The sequence below is a fragment of the Companilactobacillus halodurans genome, assembly GCF_009600995.1.
Lineage (GTDB): Bacteria > Bacillota > Bacilli > Lactobacillales > Lactobacillaceae > Companilactobacillus > Companilactobacillus halodurans.
In genome coordinates this window covers 45787-64724 of the sequence record NZ_VDFO01000009.1, presented here as the reverse complement: position 1 = coordinate 64724, position 18938 = coordinate 45787, and the positions used below count along the sequence as shown (strand labels likewise).

Genomic DNA, 18938 nt, shown 5'->3' with positions numbered 1-18938 from the left:
ATCAAGACGAAAAACCTCTTTCATTGTTTGTGGAGAACTCCAATGATACCTGATTTTTTCGTCTTGGTGTTTTTATTTTGGAATTTTATTGAAAGTGGCTAACTTGATTATAAAATTCGCCAAAAAAACTGTTATATTTTATTTTTAAAGAATTATAATGCAAATGAAGTGTAATTGTGGATGAGTTATGTTACAAAATATGGGAGGTGTTTTAATGAAAACAACAACGAAAATTTCATATGTCGTTTTAAAGTATGATGATCAAACAGATAATGTTTATACGAAAACATTGAATAATGCCAATCACGCTTATGAGCTACCTAAGTCGACTTTTGTCCAAAAAGAGGACTCAACTTTAGCTGATATCAGGAAATACGTTATTTCAAAGATGATTGATTTTAATGTGAAAATCGATGAAAAACATCTCTTTTTTCCTTTTATCAATGTTTATACTGAAAATCATGAACGTGTCTTTAATTACGTTGCTTTGATTTTTGAATCGAATAAGAATACTTTTTCTTCAATGAATTACGAGTCATGGCATCGAGTAAAGTATGACCATGATACTAAGAGCTGGAACTTAGTTTGGGGGAGTGGATTAAGTGATCCGGTCGACTTTAAATTTAAGGATACAGCACTTAATGAATATGCTGCGAACCCTAAACATAGCGATGAGATGGAATTCTCAAATATCATGCAATTTGTAACTAGGGAAACTGAGGATTTTCCCATTTTAGGTTTACTATCAGGAAATCAATTTACGATGAAACAAGTTTTGCATTACCAAGATTTACTGGGGATGGACGCTTTAAAGCCAGGCAATGATGCTACTTTTGAGAATCGCTATTCAAATTCGATTCAACAGGTTAAAGATAATCGTGTCACCACATCATACGAAATAAAAAATGACTACTTAAAAAAATAACGTTGAGATAAATGATAAATTCATTTTCTCAGCGTTATTTTTATTTATATTTATCTTCCAATTTACTCATCCACAGAGCTAGTCCGCAACCGAGAATAAAGAAGACGATGCTTAAAATCCAGTCGATACCTGTCACGCCTTGATAAGAAATACTTTCGGGTGAATAAGGATTAGGAATCAAAATTAGAATCGTACTGGCTAAAACTATTCCCAAAATGAAGTGATAGACCCTTGAGTGATGATGTTTGATTAAGTTTTCCATGGCTTTAGAAAAGACCAGCATAGAAATCACGCCACCGATTGCGATGGGGATGAAGACGAGTGGATTAAAATCCTTAAATCCTTGCAGCATCGGCGTGTACAATCCTAAGATAATCAACAAATTAGATGGACTTAAACCAGGGACCAAAACCCCTAGCGCAATCAAAATTCCGGCAATGATGAAGCCAAAGAAATTAGCAGGGATCGTTCCAAAGATTTCACTCATGAAGAAGAGAAACAATCCACCACCAATCAACATGGAGAAAAACCATAAAAGGTCAATTTTGTCACGATCAGTTCGTGAAGTTGATTCTTTGATTAGGGTAGGGAGCGTTCCTAAAATTGTTCCGGCAAAGCCCCACAAGACGATAACTTGATAGTGTTGTAATAAATATTCTAATGGTTTAGATAAGACGCCGATTCCGACAATCCCACCGATTCCTACCGGCAGAAAATAAAGGAAGTCGCGTTTGAAGTTTTCACGGACGTGTGCCATAAAGCTTAAGAGTCGTTCATAGATTCCTAAGATGGCGGCTAAAACGCCACCTGATACTCCAGGAAGAATGAAACCTAAGGCAATCACGATACCTTTGATAAATCTACTTAAAAAATTATCTTGTTTTGTTTTCATTGGCCCTCTTTAATAAAAAGTCGTTTAAATTAAATTATCAGATTCATTAGATTAAGGCAATAAAAAAATAGACTAAAGAGTCTACTTATGAATTGAAATCTTCCAATTCAATCGACTTTTCGGTCCATTCTTCTTCAATTTTATCTTGTTGCTGCTTGTTTTCATCGAGTTCTTTTTGCAAGTCGGCCAGTTTGCTATAAGAAGTGAGATTTTCATCTTTAGTCATTTCTTTTTGAATAGCAGTATTTTTGTCTTCGAGTTCAGTCAATTGTTTCTCTAATTCATCAACTTGGCGACGTAATTTGCGTTCTTGTTTTTGTTGCTCTTTAGATTGTTGATATTCAACTTTCTTTTCACTAACAGTTGAAGACTTCTCTTCTGACTCTTCAACAGGCTTGTCAGTGGTTTTTTCTAAGTAGTAGTCATAATCCCCAAGATAGATTTTACTGCCGTTAGAACTGATATCAACTATCCTATCAGCTAGGGTATTTAATAAATACCGGTCATGGGAAACGAAGAGGACAGTTCCAGCAAAACTCTTCAAGGCGTCTTCTAAGACTTCCTTACTGTCAATGTCCAAATGGTTCGTCGGTTCATCCATTACTAAGAAATTATCATTTTCCATAGATAGTTTAGTCAGCATCAAGCGAGCTTTTTCACCACCAGATAAACCAGCAACAGGCTTCAAAACGTCATCGCCGCTGAACAAGAAAGCACCTAATTTATTTCGAATAACTTGTTCATCTAAACGAGGATATAGGTCCCAAATTTCATGCAAAACATCTTTTTTAGGATTTAAACCTTTCAGATTTTGATCGTAGTAACCAATTTGAACATTGGCACCAAATTGACTAGTTCCTTTGATCATAGGAATCTTGCCTAAAATAGATTTAAGAAAAGTTGATTTACCGATACCATTAGGTCCAATAATACCAACACGTTCACCTTTTTTTACATCCAAATTGATAGGCTCAGACATGATTTGATTGTCATAACCGATTGCGGCGTCCTTAACTAGTAAAACATCATTGCCACTTTCCTTGTCGATATCAAATGAGAAGTGGACTGAGCCTTGGTCACTACCAGGCTTATCCAAGACATCCATGTGTTCCAATTTTTTCCGACGACTTTGAGCCATCTTGGTAGTTGAAGCACGAACGATATTTTTTTGAATGTATTCTTCGGTTTTTTTGATTTCCGCTTGTTGTTCTTCGTAATGTTTCCAAGCAACCTCTTGATTTTTCTTCTTTTCTTGAAGATAGAACGAGTAGTTACCTGAATAACGAGTTGAGGAATGTTGATTGATTTCAACGATTTCCGTGACAACTTTATCGAGGAAGTACTGGTCGTGGGAAACGATAACTAAAGCCCCGCGATAGCCCTTCAAATAATTTTCTAACCATTCGACCGTATTGATGTCCAAGTGGTTAGTTGGTTCATCCAATAACAAGATATCGTGGTGTTCCAAAAGCATCTTAGCCATCGCCAAGCGAGACCTCTCGCCACCAGATAAAGTTGAGATTTGGTCATGCCAAACTTCTTCGTCAAAGCCAAAACCCTTGAGAACGCTGCGAATCTCAGATTGATAGCCATAACCATTTTCTTGACGGAAAGTCGTTTGCAAACGGTCGTATTCTTTTAAAATTTGATCGTAGTCGGCTACGGTTGGATCTGCTAATTTTTCTTCCAGTTGGTGCATTTCTTTTTCCTGCTTTTTCAAGTAGTCGAAGACGTGCTCCATTTCTGAGAAGATTTCGCTGTCACTATTCAAACCAGAATCCTGAGCTAGATAGCCAATATTAGTATCTTTTTTTAAGGCAATATTTCCACTATTGTAGCTTTCTTGGTCAGAAATGATTTTTAAGAGAGTTGATTTGCCAACTCCGTTGCGGCCCACTAATCCAATTCGACTGTTGTCTTGAATTTCAAAACTAACATTTGAGAAAAGTTTTTTGGTACCGAAATTTTTCGTAATATTTTGTGCTTGTAATAGAATCAAGTTTATAACTCCTTTATATCTTCACAATTTTATCATTAATTAAGAATTTGTGCCTTTATAGGATTAACGTGTTGCGTTTTTTATGATTTTTATTTAGTATAAATGTTAGTGAAATGACACACATATGGTGGTAAATTATGACAAAAACAACAGTTCCAAACGCAACGATAAAGCGTTTACCAATTTATTATCGATATTTCCAATTTCTCAAAGATGAGGGCACAAAAAAAATCTCTTCTGGAGAACTATCAGAAGGGGTTAAAATCGACAGTGCTACAATTAGACGTGATTTTTCATATCTAGGTGCACTTGGAAAACGTGGTTATGGCTACGATGTCAACGATTTGGTAGCTTTTTTTAAGAAGCTTTTAAATCAAGACAAGAGAACTAACGTAGCCTTAGTTGGTGTAGGTAATTTAGGTAACGCCTTACTAAATTATAACTTTTCTCGAACAAATAATGTTCGAATCGCGGCAGCTTTTGATATTAATAAAGAAATTGTCGGAACAGTTAAGAGTGGAGTTCCAGTTTACGATATCAGTGAACTTAAAGAACAACTCCATCTTCAACAGATTGATGTCTGTATTTTGACAGTTTCTTCTAACGCTGCCCAGACAACTGCTGATATTTTATCAGATGCTGGAGTTCGTGGAATTTTGAACTTTACACCAGTTATTATCAATGTTCCAAGCAGCATCCGCGTTCACTATGTCGACTTGGCAAATGAATTGCAGACGTTGATTTTCTTCTTAGACCGTGATAAATCGAACAAGATAGAAGAATCATCAGAAGAAACAAATTAATTTTTTGGGGGAAATTTTTATGAGTGAACCATTATTCTTAAAGCCAGTATTCCATGAAAAAATTTGGGGTGGCAGAAAACTAGAAACAAAATTTGGATATGACATTCCCGAAGGTTCAATTGGCGAGTGCTGGGCTATTTCCGGACATCCACACGGCAGATCAGAAGTCGAAAACGGAGAATTTGCCGGTCAATATGTTGATGACCTTTGGAAAAACCACAAAGAACTATTTGGCAATCCTAAGGGAGAAGTATTCCCATTATTGACTAAAATTTTGGATGCTGAAGCTAGTTTATCTGTTCAAGTACACCCAGACAATGAATATGCTGCTAAGCACGAACATGAACTAGGCAAGACAGAATGCTGGTACATCATCGATGCTGAACCAGGTTCATACTTGATTTATGGGCACAATGCTAAGAATAAACAAGAACTAGATCAAATGATCGAATCCGGAGATTGGGACCACTTGTTAAGAAAAGTTCCAGTTAAAAAGGGTGAATTCTACTATGTACCAAGTGGAACAGTTCACGCCTTGAACAAAGGAATCATGGCATTAGAGACACAACAAAGCAGCGATACCACTTATCGTCTGTATGATTATGACCGTGTAGATAAGACCACAGGCAAGAAGCGTGATCTCCACATTAAACAGTCAGAAGATACAATCATTGTGCCTCATAAAGACCCACAATTAGATATTGAATCAAAACAAGTTGGTAAAAACAAATTTACAACCTTTGTAAAACCACCAATCTCACCATTCTTCTCAGTCTATCACTGGGAAATCAAAGAACCAGCAAACTTAAAACACCAAATCGGTAAGTATACACTAATTTCAGTCCTAGATGGAACTGGAAAGATTACCGTAGATGGAAAAGATTACGACTTGAAGAAAGGCATCCACTTAATCGTACCAGCCACAGTTAGTGAATGGACCTTGGATGGAGATTTGGATATTATTGCATCTGAATCAGGCGAAGCCTAAGAGAGTGAAGGTGGGGCGACCAGCTCCCGGAGGATAGCCTAGCTTCCCGAATTACTCGCGCTTTTTGCGAGTGATTTGGGAGGCGTAGCTATCTTGTAGGGAGTTGCCCCACCGTAACTCGTTTCCACTATTAAATAGAAAGAATGGTTATTCAATTAACCAATTTTGGTTATTAAATTCTTTCACCCACATCTCATAACCAAAACCCAAATTCTAATAATAAAATCAAAAATAATTCTAAAATACAGAATACAGGAAAATAAAATCCGTATATTCTGTATTTTTTTACTTCAAAATAAACTAAAACAAGAACAATCTTTACACTTGCTTCTGTAAATGTTCGTATAAATTAATAATATGAAAGAAATTTTAATTTGAAATCGTTAACATTTTCCATTTTAAAGAAAAGTCTTCTATAATTAAAATTAAGTTACTTCAAAGGAGAATTAAAATTGCAAAGACAACGGTTTTTTCGAATTAGTCTAGGATGGCAAATCATCATTGGTTTGATTCTAGGTATTATTCTTGGACAAGTATTCTACCAGAATAAGGCTGCTATCCAAGTCATGCAGAACATTGGAACAATGTTCATCTCCATGATTCAAATGATTGTTTTACCAATTGTAATATCCTGTTTGACAGTTGGTATCGCCAATATGGGTGATATTAAAAAGTTGGGCCGGATTGGATTAAAAACTTTAATATATTTTGAAATCATGACCACACTAGCGATTATTATTGGTATTATCGTCGCTAATGTTACTCACCCTGGTACCTTTATTGACATTCACAGTCTAAAAGGTTCGGATATTAGTCAATATACAGCGAGCGCTAAATCTGCCAAACATTCGGGTATTTGGTCGATATTGATGAGTATTATACCAACTAACGTCTTCGCCTCACTCGGCAAGGGTGATATGTTGCCTATCATCTTCTTCTCAGTCTTCTTTGGCCTCGGAACAGCTTCAATCGGTAAGCAAGGCCAAGTTATCGTTGATTTGTTGAATGCCGTCGCTAATGTTATGTTCAAGGTCACTAATTGGGTCATGCGGACAGCTCCTATTGGTGTCTGTGCGTTGATTGGTGTTACAGTCGGTGAAATGGGATTCGGTTCCTTGAAGCCGTTGCTGCTCTTTATCATTATTGCCTATGCCACAATGGCGTTTTTCGTCTTTGTCGTTATGGCAATCGTGGGACATATTTTCCATGTTAAGTTTTATGAATTATTCAGAATTATTGAAAATGAAGTCACTTTGGCCTTTACTACTGCCAGTTCAGAAGCAGCTTTGCCAAAGATGATTGAAAAAATGCAAAAATATGGTTCTTCAAAGGGAATCGTTTCATTCGTTATTCCAACGGGGTATACTTTTAACCTTGATGGATCAGCTATTTATCAATCTCTTGCTGCCTTATTCTTGGCTCAAGCCTACAACATCAATTTGACCCTTGGGCAACAAATTACCCTTGTTGTGGTATTGATGTTAACATCTAAAGGGATGGCCGGAGTTCCCGGAGCATCGTTTGTCGTACTCCTAGCCACGGTATCGACTATCGGTGTGCCAATGCAAGGTTTGACCTTCATTGCTGGGATCGACCGTCTTGTAGATATGGGACGTACCGCTGTTAACGTTGTCGGTAATTCTCTTGCAACAGTTATTATTGCTAAGAGTGAACATGAATTCGATGACGATAAGCGTCAAAAGTACGTTGCATCATATAAGCGTGGGGATTAGTTAACTCCCTGTGATATAGACGATTTAAACACATAATTGGAAGTTGCCAAACTCGACTTTCAAGCATTAAAGAAAAAGCTACTAATTCGTATTTTGAATTAGTAGCTTTTTTGGTCTGCATCAAAATGTATTGGGGGGATTTTTTTCTAGAAGCAACTTAGAATGTTTATTCTCAAGAATAACTTAAATAAGGTTTCGGAATAATTTTAAATTCTGAAACTTTATTTTTTTAAATCAAATATTTTATAGAAAGTCAAATTATTAGCTCCGAAATTCAATCTAAATATTGAAAAATATTTTGCAAATATTGACTATTATATATTAAATCTCATGATATAATTCTTTTAGTAAAATGAAAGGGGATTCATAATGCACAAGTCAAATAAATTTTATAAGATATTATTTTGCTTGGTTATGATTTCTTTTTTTGCATGCCTTTTTATGAGTGATAAGTCCAGTGAAATTCAAGCAGACACCTTGGATTCTCCAGTTGCTAATTTGGACTTAAAGGATGAGGTAACGGTTGTACCCAAACATGAGCCAACCGATGATGTTAAGAAATTCTTGGGAATCTGGTTGACTTCAGGATACAATCTACAACCGAATGCGAATACTTATGTCGTTGAAAATAACACGACTAAACTCTATACCGATCAATCGAGATCCTTTGCTACTTTTTTGCTGACGGCTACATCTTGGGCCCACTATCAATGGTACGAAAGTAGCGATGGAAAAACTTGGTCAGAGGTTAAAGAAAAAACGGCGGGAATAAAAAGAATCTTACTTTGACACCGACAGAAGTGGGGACAAAATATTATCAACAAAAAACAGCGTGGTATATGTTTATTTCAGCATTATCGCCAACGGTTTGGTCACAAGTTGCAGCGGTCCACACCTTAGATAGCGACGTCGATGTTGATGATTTAACAGTCACAACTGATGATGATTATATCTATAATCAGACTTCAGATATCACGACGACTTCGACTTATGCCAGAGCACATGTGAAACCAGAAAACTTTACGGGGACGATTAAGTGGAGTATTGATAAACCAGAATTAGCAACTATTGATGAGGAAACTGGTTTAATTACGGCTAATAATCGTTCACAAAGTGGTGAAGTGACCGTTACGGCAACAGCTGTCAACAGTTCCAATAGTGCACCCAAAGAAGCTGAGGCGAAATTAATGGTTGGTGGTGGTTTGGAAGATCAAACCGTTAATGTCGGTGAAAAAGCTACTTTTGCTTTAATGGGAAATATTGGTGAATTCGAAGAACAAGAGGATTTGAACTACTCAATTCGTTGGTTTAAAGAAGATCCAATCACTCATGAACAATCAGAAATTGAAATTGGCAAGAATTCAGTTGCCCATACAACCGATGCAACCACGCTTGATGATGATGGAGCTGAATACTTTGCCCACATTGAAGCAAAGACCAATGGTAAGACTTACGAATACGATACTAACAAAGCTAAATTACATGTCTTGTCAACAGAAGGTCCGACAATTGAATTAGATGAGACTATCAAGAACAATACCTATGACAATAACAGTGATACCGAAAAAACGATTTATGATGTTATCAGTCAAGATAAGGTAGTTTACAATTCCACCATCACTAATACTAGTAATGGTGCTCGGCTCAAGGATGCCACCTATACGGTGCCATTACGATCAGATACAAAAGTTAACAAAGTTTTGATCGATGGCGAAGAGACGAATGATTATTCAGTTACTAGTGGCAGTGGGGAAGATGATTTAAAAATTAAGAACCTCGCTTTTGGAATCAATCAAAGCCATGAAATTGAAATTCAAACGACTGTCAGTGACGTCAACAGTCGTGAGAGCTTCCGGTCCAATGCTCATATAGAAGGAACTGATGATAATGGCAATACCGTCAAGAAAAGTGGCGATACTAGGACTTTAAACTTGATTACCAATAAACTCGAATATCAAGTTAATGATATCGATTATGGAACCATTAAACCAATTGGGAATGAGAAAGTTATCTATCGTCAAGATGAAACTAATTGGCCAAATAATATTATGAACGTTGATGATATGAGAAGAAGTAAATCAGGCGTGCAATTATATTTGAGTCAAGCTGCCGATTTTACTGATGATAGTGGCAATGTTTTACAAGGACATCTCAAGTATTACGATGATGATGGTGAAGCTGATCTTCTCAATAACTCCATTCTTGTTTCCAACTCTACCAGTGGCCAGGGAATGAACTCATTAAGCTGGCGTGCTGACAAGGGTGTGTTACTGGAAATGGATAATAGGATGATGAATGCTTCTGGAAATTACCATACTAAATTAAATTGGACTTTTGTAGATAGTCTTGATGAATAAAATTAGTGCTAAAAAAAGACAGATTATTTTCGATAAAATTCGAAAGTAATCTGTCTTTTTCTGTAAAGTGCTTGACCTAGGCAATAGCCAAAGTTAACACGATGGCATTCATCAATAAGTGACTGCCAGCACTGGCATAAATATTTTTTGATTTGTAATAAACAAATGAGAACCAAAGTCCCATGGCGACATAAACTAAAAATCTTGTATCTTGATGCATGAAAGCAAACAAACAAGCAGAAATTATTGCAGCAATATAAACATTGGTTGGTTTAATCAAGTTAGCGAAGAAAACTCGTCTGAAGATGATTTCTTCCATGATTGGTGCAGCTATCATAACGTAAATGAAATAGTATGGATAAGCTTTGACCATCAATAATAATTGCAAGGTGTTTTGGGAACTGGTATTAGCGTTAAAAATTAATTGATCAGCAAAGCCAATTCCGTATTGCAAAACAATAGCACCGATGGTTCCGATAATAATCCACTGCAAATCATGATTTAAAGTAGTTTTTTTCTCAAATTCATTTCGACCACTTAATTTGACTAAATAAATCATAATTCCGGTTGCAATCAGTGAACCGATAGTCAAAGTAACAAAATAGCCTGAGCCCGTCACAGAAAGCATTGATAGACCAGTACCCAAACATAATAATAGGATATAGGTCAACAGTGTAAAGAACTGATTTGTTTGGTAAGACATAGTTTCCTCCATATTTTTTAAAGGTAAATACTTGCATGTTACTGATAAAATGTTAATATAAAACTTGTGATTAGCACAAGAGAACTTCGAGTGCTAAATATTAATAATAAACTTAAAAATAATCAATCGGAGGGATTTAAATTGTTAAAACCACTTGGAGATAGAGTCATTGTAACAGTCGATAAAGAAGAAGAAAAGACAGTCGGTGGCATTGTTTTGGCAAACAACGCTAAGGAAAAGCCACAAACAGCGCAAGTTATTGCTGTAGGTGACGGATTAGTTGCTGACGATGGAAAGAAAGTACCTATGAGCATTAAAAAAGGTGATAAGATTCTTTTCGATAAATATGCTGGCTCAACAGTTAAGTATGAAGATAACGAATATTTGATCCTTCATGAAAAAGATGTCATGGCAATTGTTGAATAACATTAAAAATTAATCAAATAAAAATTTAAATTAATTATGGAGTGTGAAAATTAATGGCTAAACAAATTAAATTTTCAGAAGATGCACGTTCAAAGATGATGGCTGGTGTCGACAAGCTAGCTGATACAGTTAAGACAACACTTGGACCTAAAGGTAGAAACGTTGTTCTTGAAAAGAGCTATGGTTCACCTGAAATTACAAATGATGGTGTTACGATTGCTAAGAGTATTGATTTAGAAGATCACTTTGAAAACATGGGTGCTAAGTTAGTTTCTGAAGTTGCTTCAAAGACAAATGATATTGCTGGTGATGGTACTACTACAGCTACTGTCCTTGCCCAAGCAATCGTTAAGGAAGGTATGAAGAACGTTACAGCTGGTGCAAATCCTGTTGGTATCAGAAGTGGTATCGAAAAGGCTACAAAGGCTGCTGTTGATGAACTTCACAACATTTCACACAAGGTTTCCGGCAAGAGCGATATTGCTCAAGTAGCTTCAGTTTCATCAGCTAGTGAAGAAACTGGTAAATTGATTGCTGATGCCATGGAAAAAGTTGGTAACGATGGTGTTATCACAATTGAAGAATCAAAGGGTATCGATACGACACTTGATGTTGTTGAGGGTATGCAATTCGATCGTGGATACATTTCACAATACATGGTTACTGATAACGACAAGATGGAAGCTGACTTAGACAATCCATACATCTTGATTACTGATAAGAAGATTTCAAATATTCAAGATATCTTGCCATTGCTACAAAAGATTGTTCAACAAGGCAAGTCATTGCTTATCATTGCTGATGATATTGAAGGTGAAGCTCTACCAACACTTGTTTTGAACAAGATTCGTGGTACATTCAATGTCGTTGCCGTTAAGGCTCCTGGCTTTGGTGACCGTCGTAAGGCTCAACTAGAAGATATTGCTACATTAACAGGTGGTACAGTTATTACTTCTGACCTTGGCCTTGAACTAAAAGATACAACTATGGATCAATTAGGTTCAGCTGGTAAAGTTACAGTTACAAAGGACAACACAACAATCGTTGAAGGCTCTGGCGATAAGGATGCTATTGACGAACGTGTTGGCTTACTTAAGAAGCAAATTGGTGAAACAACATCAGACTTTGACAAAGAAAAGCTTCAAGAACGTTTGGCTAAATTAGCCGGTGGCGTTGCTGTTGTTAAAGTTGGTGCTGCTACTGAAACTGAATTGAAAGAACGTAAGTACAGAATTGAAGATGCTCTAAACTCAACACGTGCCGCTGTTGAAGAAGGTTACGTTGCTGGTGGTGGTACAGCTTTGATGAATGTACTTGATAAGGTTACAAGCCTTAAAGAAGACGGTGACGTCCAAACAGGTATCAACATCGTAGCTCGTGCACTTGAAGAACCACTACGTCAAATTGCTGAAAATGCTGGTTTCGAAGGTTCAGTTATCGTTGAACACATCAAGCAACAAGATAATGAAGTTGGTTTCAATGCTGCTAGCGACAAGTGGGAAAACATGGTTAAGGCCGGCATCATCGACCCAACTAAGGTTACTCGTTCAGCTCTACAAAATGCAGCCAGTGTTGCCGCATTGTTGTTGACAACTGAAGCTGTTGTTGCTGACAAGCCAGAACCAAAAGATAATAACGCTGCTCCAGCAGGTGGCAATCCTGCAGCCGGCGGTATGGGCGGCATGATGTAATTTTTAAATAAATTACTGATTGGTTAGTCTTGATTTAAATATTTAAATTAAAAATTAATTACCTCTTAAGTGAGTAGATTGAAAATGAATCTATTTACTTGAGAGGTTTTTTTGTTGAATAAAGTTATAAAATAAACATGGGGTGTTTATTTCATGACAAATCAAAAAATTACTGAAGCTATTTTAGCAATGAGAAAAGAATTCCAAACAAATGATGATAAAAGGGATGCTGGACTTCCCACCAAGGTTAAAGGTGTTAAAAGAATCGATAACCTTTCTTATGGTCCAGATCCCAAATGGAATCTCTTAGATATTTATTTACCAGAAAATGTTGATAAACCAATTCCAACAGTTATTAATATCCATGGTGGCGGCTGGTGCTATGGAACAAAGGAAACATATCAATTTTATGGCTTGAATTGGGCTAAGAATGGTTTTGCTTTTGTTAATCCTAATTACCAGCTAGCTCCAGATGCAGTTTTTCCAGAAGAATTGAATCAAGTCGACCAATATATCCATTGGGTAGCTAATCACGCTAAAGAATATGATTTAGATACTAACAATGTCTTTTTAGTCGGTGACAGTGCTGGTGGTCAAATGGCTGAACAATATGTAACCATTTTGACCAATAATAAGTATCGCAAATTGTTTGGTTACGAATTACCTGATTTGAAATTCAGGGCAGTAGCTTTGAATAGTTCAGCTAATTTCATGCTTGATCCAGGGACTATCTCAGGTGCTGTCGGTGGCTACTTTACGGATGAAGTTGTGAAATCTCAAAGAGAAAAGCTAGATACCGAAAAATACATCAATCAAGACTTTTTACCAACTTATATCTCAACTGCAAATAATGATTTTGTCAGAAACAACTCGATCAAAATGGATGGTTTCTTAACGGCTAAAGGAATTACGCATATTTGTAAAATGTATGGAGATCAAGAACATCCCAGAGCACATGTTTTCTTAATTAACCAAAAAGATGATATTGCTAAACAAGCTAATGACGATGAAGCAGAGTTCTTTAAAAAATATCTTAAATAGAATTAAAAATAAGCGATAGTAGATTAAACTCTATTATCGCCTTTTTATTTCCTATGTTACGATTAAAAGTATAAAATTATTAATTAGCAATAATAACCGTAAACTAATAGAAGAGAGAACCAGAATGGAAAGTATCGAATTTGGTCAAAAGATCAATTATGTACCAATGGCAATCAGTTGGGGAATCGGATTAATCATCGGACTAGGAATTGCCTTTTTCACCCATCTAGTGCTCCTAGCAGTGATTTTAGGAGTTACCTTTTTAGTGATCAGCGGGCTAGTTTTTGCACGTACCTTGAGCGATTTTTATGGCTATTGGGAAGTAGACAATAATGGAATCAAATCTTTCGATTATCAAAACTTTGCGGTCAGATTTCAATCAATTTTGATGCCATTTAGCGAAGACCAATTTATTTTTAAATTTAGCGATATTAAAGCTTTGACCGTTGTCGTGGGAAAAGATATGAATGCACCTGCCAACGTTTTAGGTGGTTCATTCAATGCCCCTAAGAAAATAATATTTAATTTGCCAACACCATATTATTTACGAGTTCAATTAAAAGATAGTCGTGAAGTCAACCTTGATTTGTCAGTCGATTGGGAAGATAGCGAAGCAATTCAGTACGTCATAGCCATGATTTGCGATAAAGCCAATATTGGAGCTGACATTGTTAAACAAGCATAAATAAAAAGCTAGTAATCATCAAACGGTTACTAGCTTTATTTTTATAAAAATTATTATTGTGGCACGTCTTGAATCGACCAAGTGATTTTGCCGTTGTAGTTTCCTGCATCAGTATTTCCGGGAACGCGCAACTTCCATTTCTTTAACCCAATATATTTACTGAGGTCGAAACCAGTATACGAGCCTTTGAAACCAGCGCTATTAATGGCTACACCATCTTTGGTAATCGGCAAGAAGTTATCTGAATTCTCAGAATCTGCTTGATTGAAGAACAGACAATCGTCATTAGATTGGTTGAGTTTTTCGCTCGTATTAGTGTTAGCGATAGGGTCGGAGCCATCATTGTCATAACTGACCAGCACTTGAAAGGCCGTGTCATCGGTATGGTCGATCACCAGTTTTCCAGTTGTACTGATATTAGGTAGTAACTTGTCAGCGGTAGGGTTATTGATGCTACCAAAGTCGATCTTACTAGGAACCTCTGTAAAAGCAGTCGTTGGTAAAGCTTCTTGAATCTCGACATCGGCACTCTGTTCGGTCGGCAGACTGCTGAAGGTTTCGTCGCCACTCGTCTTCACATTTTGCAGATAAGCTGTATTGGAAGCAGTTGATGCCATTGTGCCAGTAACTTTAGCTTTGAAACTAATGGTATTGGTCATGCCATTGACCAGCATATTAACTGGGAAATTGAGACTGTCACGACTGGAGCCATTTAAAGTAACACTGTTAGGAACTAATTCAAGACTGTCGGGCAAGGTATCGCTGAAAGTTGAGCTGTCCAAACTATCTTTACCGTTACTGATAAATTTTATTTGATACTCGATAATATCATCTTTTTTAGCAGTGACTTTGTTGGTAAAATCGCCAGTTGGGTCAGTTGTGTCATTTCTGAGTTCCTTAGTGAAGCGGTATTTAAAATCCGGTATTTCGACAGGAATATCGACGCTGTCAGTATAGGTTTGTGAATCGCTGAGACCAAGATTAGATCCAGTGAAACTAGCGGTATTGGTTAAGTGACCATCTGTTAAGTTGTCTGGGGCTTCATTGTTGATTGTAGCTTCAAAAGTAACTTTAGCTGAAGTACCATCTTCAATACTAAGGTAAGGGTTGAAAGTAATGGTGTTATTGTTAACACTAAAATCACCGACAAGAGAATTTTTGTTAACTGTTAACCCCGCAGGTAAGTCATCTATGAGTTTCGTTAAAATCCAAGTTGCGTTGTAACCATCATTTTTCGTGGTCAAAGTAAATCGTAAAGTATCGCCAACATGGTTTTTTCCATCTTTTGATGTTAAATTCTCATAAGTTTTACTAACAATAGGAATTGCATAACCAGCAATAGTAGCACCAATATTTGAAACGTAACGAGATACGCCACCAGCTGCCAAATTTGTTTCCGGCCATCTGAGAGTATAAGCTGTATCTTGTTTGTTGTTGGTATCAACAACATCATATTCTTTCCCAGAATTATCTTTACCTTTTAACAAATTAGCATCTTTTGCAGCCGCTGTATCACCGTTTTGAGTGGCGGTTGGATTACTGGCCCAAGGAAGAGTAGGCGAAACCATATTGGCACTGCTGCCTAAACCTTGCTTTCCTTTGACACCCCAGTTAGTAGGATTGGAGAAAACACGTCCCATGAAGTCTTTGAAGCCATTGCCATTTTTATCATCATTAGTTACGAATAGTTTTGAAGCTGGATCATAGGTTGAACCACTTAACAAATAGAGTCCTTCACCGTCACCGATAGCAAACATGGGGACATTATCAACTGTGGTATCCATGTTGGGACTCAAAGCTGTATCTTCTCCGAAGAAAGTTTGAAATTGCTTTTTGGCATTGCTAGGATTATAGACATACAATTCACGTTGGACGACCGGTGAACCACTGATCGATGGTCTTAGAACGATTTCAACGTAAACTTGTAATTTAGAATAGTAACCAACGATTTTAAAGACTGGTTTGTTGTTGGCGTCAGTTCCAGTGTAATAAAGTTTAGCAATGTGGTTAGTGCTATCGTAATCGCTTAAATTAGCTAGAACGTTGCTCGTTTTATTGAAAGTCGTGTCTGAACTAGTGGCGGTCAAGAGTGCGAAGTCGATTGAAGTATCAGAGGCCATTTGTGGACTGCCACCAGTACCGTTATATGAATCAGTTCCTTGGTGTAAAATTCCGTAATACTTACCATTATTATTTAAAAAAGACGTTGATTTTTGAATTAGTAATAATTGGACTGCTGCCTTGAGTAGCTGTGGTACTGGAAGAAGTGATGGTTTTATCGCCAGCTTTAACGTTATTATTGGCATCTCTTGCAGTACCAAAGGTGTATCCTAGTGAGACGTTTCCGCCAATGGTGATATTTCCAATATCATTTGAAGGTGAATTCAGTTGCCTTTTCCAATTAGTAATACCATCGTATTCGCTCATTTTTGTGGCAGCACTAACAAGGTCTGCTTCTGAAAGAGCTTTGACCGTTATTGTATTATTTGAAAAAGTGAGGACCATTATTATTGTCATAAAGAAACTGAATAGTATTTTTAGAAATGTTCTCTGGCACTTCATGTCTATTCCCCCAAAAAACTTGATCGTTTAATACAAATTTGTACTATCTACAATTTGCATTATATCGTGAATTAATTAACTTAATGGCCCATCTATTAACTAAAAAAATTTCATAATATGAATTAAATAATTAATTTAAGAGGAAAAATTATGAATCAATTATTTACAATTGGTCAGTTGGCTAAAATATTTAAAACTAAAATTCCTACTTTGCGGTACTACGATGAAGTAGGAATTTTGAAACCAGCTAAAGTGGATTCAAAGAACCATTACCGTTATTACACGACTGAACAATTTGAACGCTTAAATGTAATAACTTATTTACGAACTTTGGATTTGTCATTGGATGCCATCAAAGATTTTTTTGAAGCCCGCGATACTTCGAAATTGGAAGCAATGCTAAGAGAACAAAAAGTGCAGGTACAAAAGCAAATCACAACTCTGCGCAAAGTTGAACAAAGAATCGATGACCGTTTGCTGCAAGTTGAGGATGCTTTAAATAGTACGTTGGGTGAAATAGAAGTAGTGAAGTTAGAAGCTATTCCAGTAGTTATTTTGAAAGAATCATATCGACCTAATGAGGACATTGAATTTCCGATTTCAGTGCTACGCAAAAAGTATAATTTGGAGAAGAATATTTTTTTAGGCAAGATTGCTTTGGCAATTTCAAAAGAGCAATTGTTGCACCAAAAGTTTGATGAATATACTGAATTAATCATGATTTTAGAACCAGGCGCCGACAATCAAGCAACCGCAACTTTACCAGCGGGAACTTATTTACGTTTGCGATTTCATGGGACCCACAATACAGCAGGACCTGAGTATCAAAAGCTGATAGATTATTGTTCTCAACATAATTATCAAATCAACGGCGATGCTGTTGAGACGACTTTGATCGATTACGGCATCACCGATGATCTATCAAAATATGTGACAGAAATTAAAATACCAATAGTTTAACAATTTTTCATTGACCCTCTAGTTACTGGAGAGTTTATACTTATGAATTAAAATAACAGTATCTGGGGGATTACTATGATAGGAACGATTTTTAATGTGATAATGATTATCGCCGGAAGTTTTGCGGGCAGTTATTTCAAAAAGGGCATTAAAGCTGAGTATAACGAAATTCTGACGCAAGCTTTGGGATTAGCTGCCATGATGATTGGTATCAATGCCGTCGTCGAACGGATGCCAAAAAGTCATTATCCCGTTTTGTTCATCGTCAGCCTGGCAATTGGGGGACTGTTGGGCCAGTGGATCAATTTGGAGAAACATTTTGATAATCTGGTCGGTAAATTTTCCAAGAAGAGTACTGACGGAGGGAAAAATTTAGCAGAGGGTTTGGCAACCGGAGTGTTACTCTACTGTATCGGCTCGCTGTCGATTTTAGGTCCCATTCAAGAAGCATTGAATCATGACTCGACCTTCTTATTTACCAATGGAATGCTCGATGGAATCACTTCAATCGTTTTGGCATCCACCTTTGGAATAGGGATGGCTCTAGCGGCAATAGCTGTTTTTGTTTGGCAAGGGAGTATTTATCTGATAGCGATTTTATTGCAGAATTCGATTAATACCAATATGATTACCGAATTAACGATTGTTGGAGGCGTTTTGATTTTTGCCTCTGGATTAGGTTTGTTGAATATCAAAAAAATTAAAGTGTTGAATTTATTGCCATCTTTGGCAGTTCCAATTGTTGTGATTGAGATTATGCAGTTGTTTTAGGTAAAAAATGGAGTTACAAATTGAGATTTCATCAATTTGTAACTCCATTTTAAATTTGGTAATTAATTGTTTTTGAGTTCAGTGTATTTTTTATTATTACCGAAACTTTTATCCACAGGATATTTTTCACTATCCTTTTTGAGCTTCTCAGCCATTATTTCGTCAATATCAAAGTTCATATTATCAGCCATCATATACGAATAAATCAAAACATCAGCTAGTTCTTCTTTAATTTTATCAGGCTTTTTATCGACGACCTCTTGAGATTTTTTCCATTGGAATAATTCCAATAACTCGGAAGCCTCTAAAGAAATGGAAATGGCTAAATCCTTTTCGTTATGAAATTTTCTCCAATTGCGGTCGTCACGAAATTTATTGACTTTATCCATAGTATTTGACATA

General features: G+C 36.6%; 18 protein-coding genes. 12 read left to right on the top strand and 6 right to left on the bottom strand.

Annotated elements, in window-relative coordinates; translation table 11 throughout:
* The first annotated feature begins 214 nt into the window (after positions 1-214).
* A complete protein-coding gene (locus tag FHL05_RS03535) occupies positions 215-925 on the top strand; it encodes a hypothetical protein (RefSeq protein ID WP_153385170.1) in 711 nt (236 codons plus the stop codon).
* Positions 926-965: 40 nt separating this feature from the next.
* Here FHL05_RS03535 and FHL05_RS03530 read toward each other — a convergent pair whose 3' ends face one another.
* Positions 966-1817 (bottom strand): DUF368 domain-containing protein, encoded by an 852-nt coding sequence (locus tag FHL05_RS03530; RefSeq protein ID WP_153385171.1) that lies wholly within the window; start codon positions 1815-1817, stop codon positions 966-968.
* 85 nt (positions 1818-1902) lie between these two features.
* Positions 1903-3816 (bottom strand): ABC-F family ATP-binding cassette domain-containing protein, encoded by a 1914-nt coding sequence (locus FHL05_RS03525; protein ID WP_153385172.1) that lies wholly within the window; start codon positions 3814-3816, stop codon positions 1903-1905.
* Positions 3817-3953: 137 nt separating this feature from the next.
* Between FHL05_RS03525 and FHL05_RS03520 the strand changes: the two genes are divergently transcribed.
* From FHL05_RS03520 to FHL05_RS03500, 5 genes are all read left to right on the top strand, one after another.
* A complete protein-coding gene (locus FHL05_RS03520; protein ID WP_153522015.1) occupies positions 3954-4619 on the top strand; it encodes a redox-sensing transcriptional repressor Rex in 666 nt (221 codons plus the stop codon).
* A gap of 19 nt (positions 4620-4638) precedes the next feature.
* Positions 4639-5607 carry a mannose-6-phosphate isomerase, class I gene (gene manA / locus FHL05_RS03515; protein ID WP_153385174.1) on the top strand — a complete coding sequence of 323 codons (969 nt, stop codon included), beginning with the start codon at positions 4639-4641 and terminating at the stop codon, positions 5605-5607.
* Between the two features lie 452 nt (positions 5608-6059).
* On the top strand, positions 6060-7340 hold the full coding sequence (locus FHL05_RS03510; protein ID WP_153522013.1) for a cation:dicarboxylate symporter family transporter: 1281 nt from the start codon (positions 6060-6062) through the stop codon (positions 7338-7340).
* Between the two features lie 441 nt (positions 7341-7781).
* Positions 7782-8129: a hypothetical protein gene (locus FHL05_RS03505; protein ID WP_153522011.1), complete on the top strand. Its 348-nt coding sequence runs from the start codon at positions 7782-7784 to the stop codon at positions 8127-8129.
* The gene (locus FHL05_RS03500; protein ID WP_153522009.1) at positions 8126-9697 is read left to right on the top strand and encodes a hypothetical protein; all 1572 of its coding nucleotides are present in this window, start codon (positions 8126-8128) and stop codon (positions 9695-9697) included. Before FHL05_RS03505 ends, FHL05_RS03500 begins: the two co-directional genes overlap by 4 nt.
* A gap of 76 nt (positions 9698-9773) precedes the next feature.
* Here FHL05_RS03500 and FHL05_RS03495 read toward each other — a convergent pair whose 3' ends face one another.
* Positions 9774-10400, bottom strand: a complete 627-nt coding sequence (locus tag FHL05_RS03495) for a CPBP family intramembrane glutamic endopeptidase (protein ID WP_238333965.1) — start codon at positions 10398-10400, stop codon at positions 9774-9776.
* A gap of 141 nt (positions 10401-10541) precedes the next feature.
* On the opposite strand from FHL05_RS03495, the gene groES reads away from it, so the two are divergent.
* From groES to FHL05_RS03475, 4 genes are all read left to right on the top strand, one after another.
* On the top strand, positions 10542-10826 hold the full coding sequence (gene groES / locus FHL05_RS03490) for a co-chaperone GroES (RefSeq protein ID WP_153385178.1): 285 nt from the start codon (positions 10542-10544) through the stop codon (positions 10824-10826).
* Between the two features lie 53 nt (positions 10827-10879).
* Complete coding sequence (gene groL / locus FHL05_RS03485) at positions 10880-12517, top strand: chaperonin GroEL (protein WP_153385179.1); 1638 nt, start codon at positions 10880-10882, stop codon at positions 12515-12517.
* Positions 12518-12670: 153 nt separating this feature from the next.
* Entirely contained in the window at positions 12671-13558 is an 888-nt protein-coding gene (locus FHL05_RS03480) for an alpha/beta hydrolase (RefSeq protein ID WP_153385180.1), read from the top strand.
* 124 nt (positions 13559-13682) lie between these two features.
* Positions 13683-14243, top strand: coding sequence for a hypothetical protein (locus FHL05_RS03475; RefSeq protein WP_153385181.1), 561 nt, complete (start codon positions 13683-13685; stop codon positions 14241-14243).
* 53 nt (positions 14244-14296) lie between these two features.
* Here FHL05_RS03475 and FHL05_RS03470 read toward each other — a convergent pair whose 3' ends face one another.
* Together FHL05_RS03470 and FHL05_RS12505 are read right to left on the bottom strand one after the other, a co-directional pair.
* Positions 14297-16549, bottom strand: a complete 2253-nt coding sequence (locus FHL05_RS03470; RefSeq protein WP_238706867.1) for an isopeptide-forming domain-containing fimbrial protein — start codon at positions 16547-16549, stop codon at positions 14297-14299.
* A complete protein-coding gene (locus FHL05_RS12505) occupies positions 16434-16805 on the bottom strand; it encodes a hypothetical protein (RefSeq protein ID WP_238706866.1) in 372 nt (123 codons plus the stop codon). Before FHL05_RS12505 ends, FHL05_RS03470 begins: the two co-directional genes overlap by 116 nt.
* Positions 16806-16955: 150 nt before the next feature.
* Between FHL05_RS12505 and FHL05_RS03465 the strand changes: the two genes are divergently transcribed.
* Together FHL05_RS03465 and FHL05_RS03460 are read left to right on the top strand one after the other, a co-directional pair.
* Positions 16956-17765 carry a MerR family transcriptional regulator gene (locus FHL05_RS03465; RefSeq protein WP_153385990.1) on the top strand — a complete coding sequence of 270 codons (810 nt, stop codon included), beginning with the start codon at positions 16956-16958 and terminating at the stop codon, positions 17763-17765.
* 75 nt (positions 17766-17840) lie between these two features.
* Positions 17841-18536 carry a DUF554 domain-containing protein gene (locus FHL05_RS03460; RefSeq protein WP_153385988.1) on the top strand — a complete coding sequence of 232 codons (696 nt, stop codon included), beginning with the start codon at positions 17841-17843 and terminating at the stop codon, positions 18534-18536.
* 62 nt (positions 18537-18598) lie between these two features.
* Here FHL05_RS03460 and FHL05_RS03455 read toward each other — a convergent pair whose 3' ends face one another.
* Positions 18599-18937 (bottom strand): nucleotide pyrophosphohydrolase, encoded by a 339-nt coding sequence (locus FHL05_RS03455; RefSeq protein ID WP_153522007.1) that lies wholly within the window; start codon positions 18935-18937, stop codon positions 18599-18601.
* Position 18938 lies beyond the last annotated feature (1 nt).

What these genes read in the sequence shown, in the direction of transcription:
- FHL05_RS03480 (WP_153385180.1), top strand. Translation starts at nt 12,671, where the DNA reads ATGACAAATCAAAAAATTACTGAAGCTATTTTAGCAATGAGAAAAGAA.
- FHL05_RS03465 (WP_153385990.1), top strand. Translation starts at nt 16,956, where the DNA reads ATGAATCAATTATTTACAATTGGTCAGTTGGCTAAAATATTTAAAACT.
- FHL05_RS03460 (WP_153385988.1), top strand. Translation starts at nt 17,841, where the DNA reads ATGATAGGAACGATTTTTAATGTGATAATGATTATCGCCGGAAGTTTT.
- manA (WP_153385174.1), top strand. Translation starts at nt 4,639, where the DNA reads ATGAGTGAACCATTATTCTTAAAGCCAGTATTCCATGAAAAAATTTGG.
- FHL05_RS03530 (WP_153385171.1), bottom strand. Translation starts at nt 1,817, where the DNA reads ATGAAAACAAAACAAGATAATTTTTTAAGTAGATTTATCAAAGGTATC.
- FHL05_RS03505 (WP_153522011.1), top strand. Translation starts at nt 7,782, where the DNA reads ATGAGTGATAAGTCCAGTGAAATTCAAGCAGACACCTTGGATTCTCCA.
- FHL05_RS03470 (WP_238706867.1), bottom strand. Translation starts at nt 16,549, where the DNA reads ATGCCAATAATAACGTTAAAGCTGGCGATAAAACCATCACTTCTTCCA.
- FHL05_RS03495 (WP_238333965.1), bottom strand. Translation starts at nt 10,400, where the DNA reads ATGTCTTACCAAACAAATCAGTTCTTTACACTGTTGACCTATATCCTA.
- FHL05_RS12505 (WP_238706866.1), bottom strand. Translation starts at nt 16,805, where the DNA reads ATGAAGTGCCAGAGAACATTTCTAAAAATACTATTCAGTTTCTTTATG.
- FHL05_RS03475 (WP_153385181.1), top strand. Translation starts at nt 13,683, where the DNA reads ATGGAAAGTATCGAATTTGGTCAAAAGATCAATTATGTACCAATGGCA.
- groL (WP_153385179.1), top strand. Translation starts at nt 10,880, where the DNA reads ATGGCTAAACAAATTAAATTTTCAGAAGATGCACGTTCAAAGATGATG.
- FHL05_RS03520 (WP_153522015.1), top strand. Translation starts at nt 3,954, where the DNA reads ATGACAAAAACAACAGTTCCAAACGCAACGATAAAGCGTTTACCAATT.
- FHL05_RS03455 (WP_153522007.1), bottom strand. Translation starts at nt 18,937, where the DNA reads ATGTCAAATACTATGGATAAAGTCAATAAATTTCGTGACGACCGCAAT.
- FHL05_RS03535 (WP_153385170.1), top strand. Translation starts at nt 215, where the DNA reads ATGAAAACAACAACGAAAATTTCATATGTCGTTTTAAAGTATGATGAT.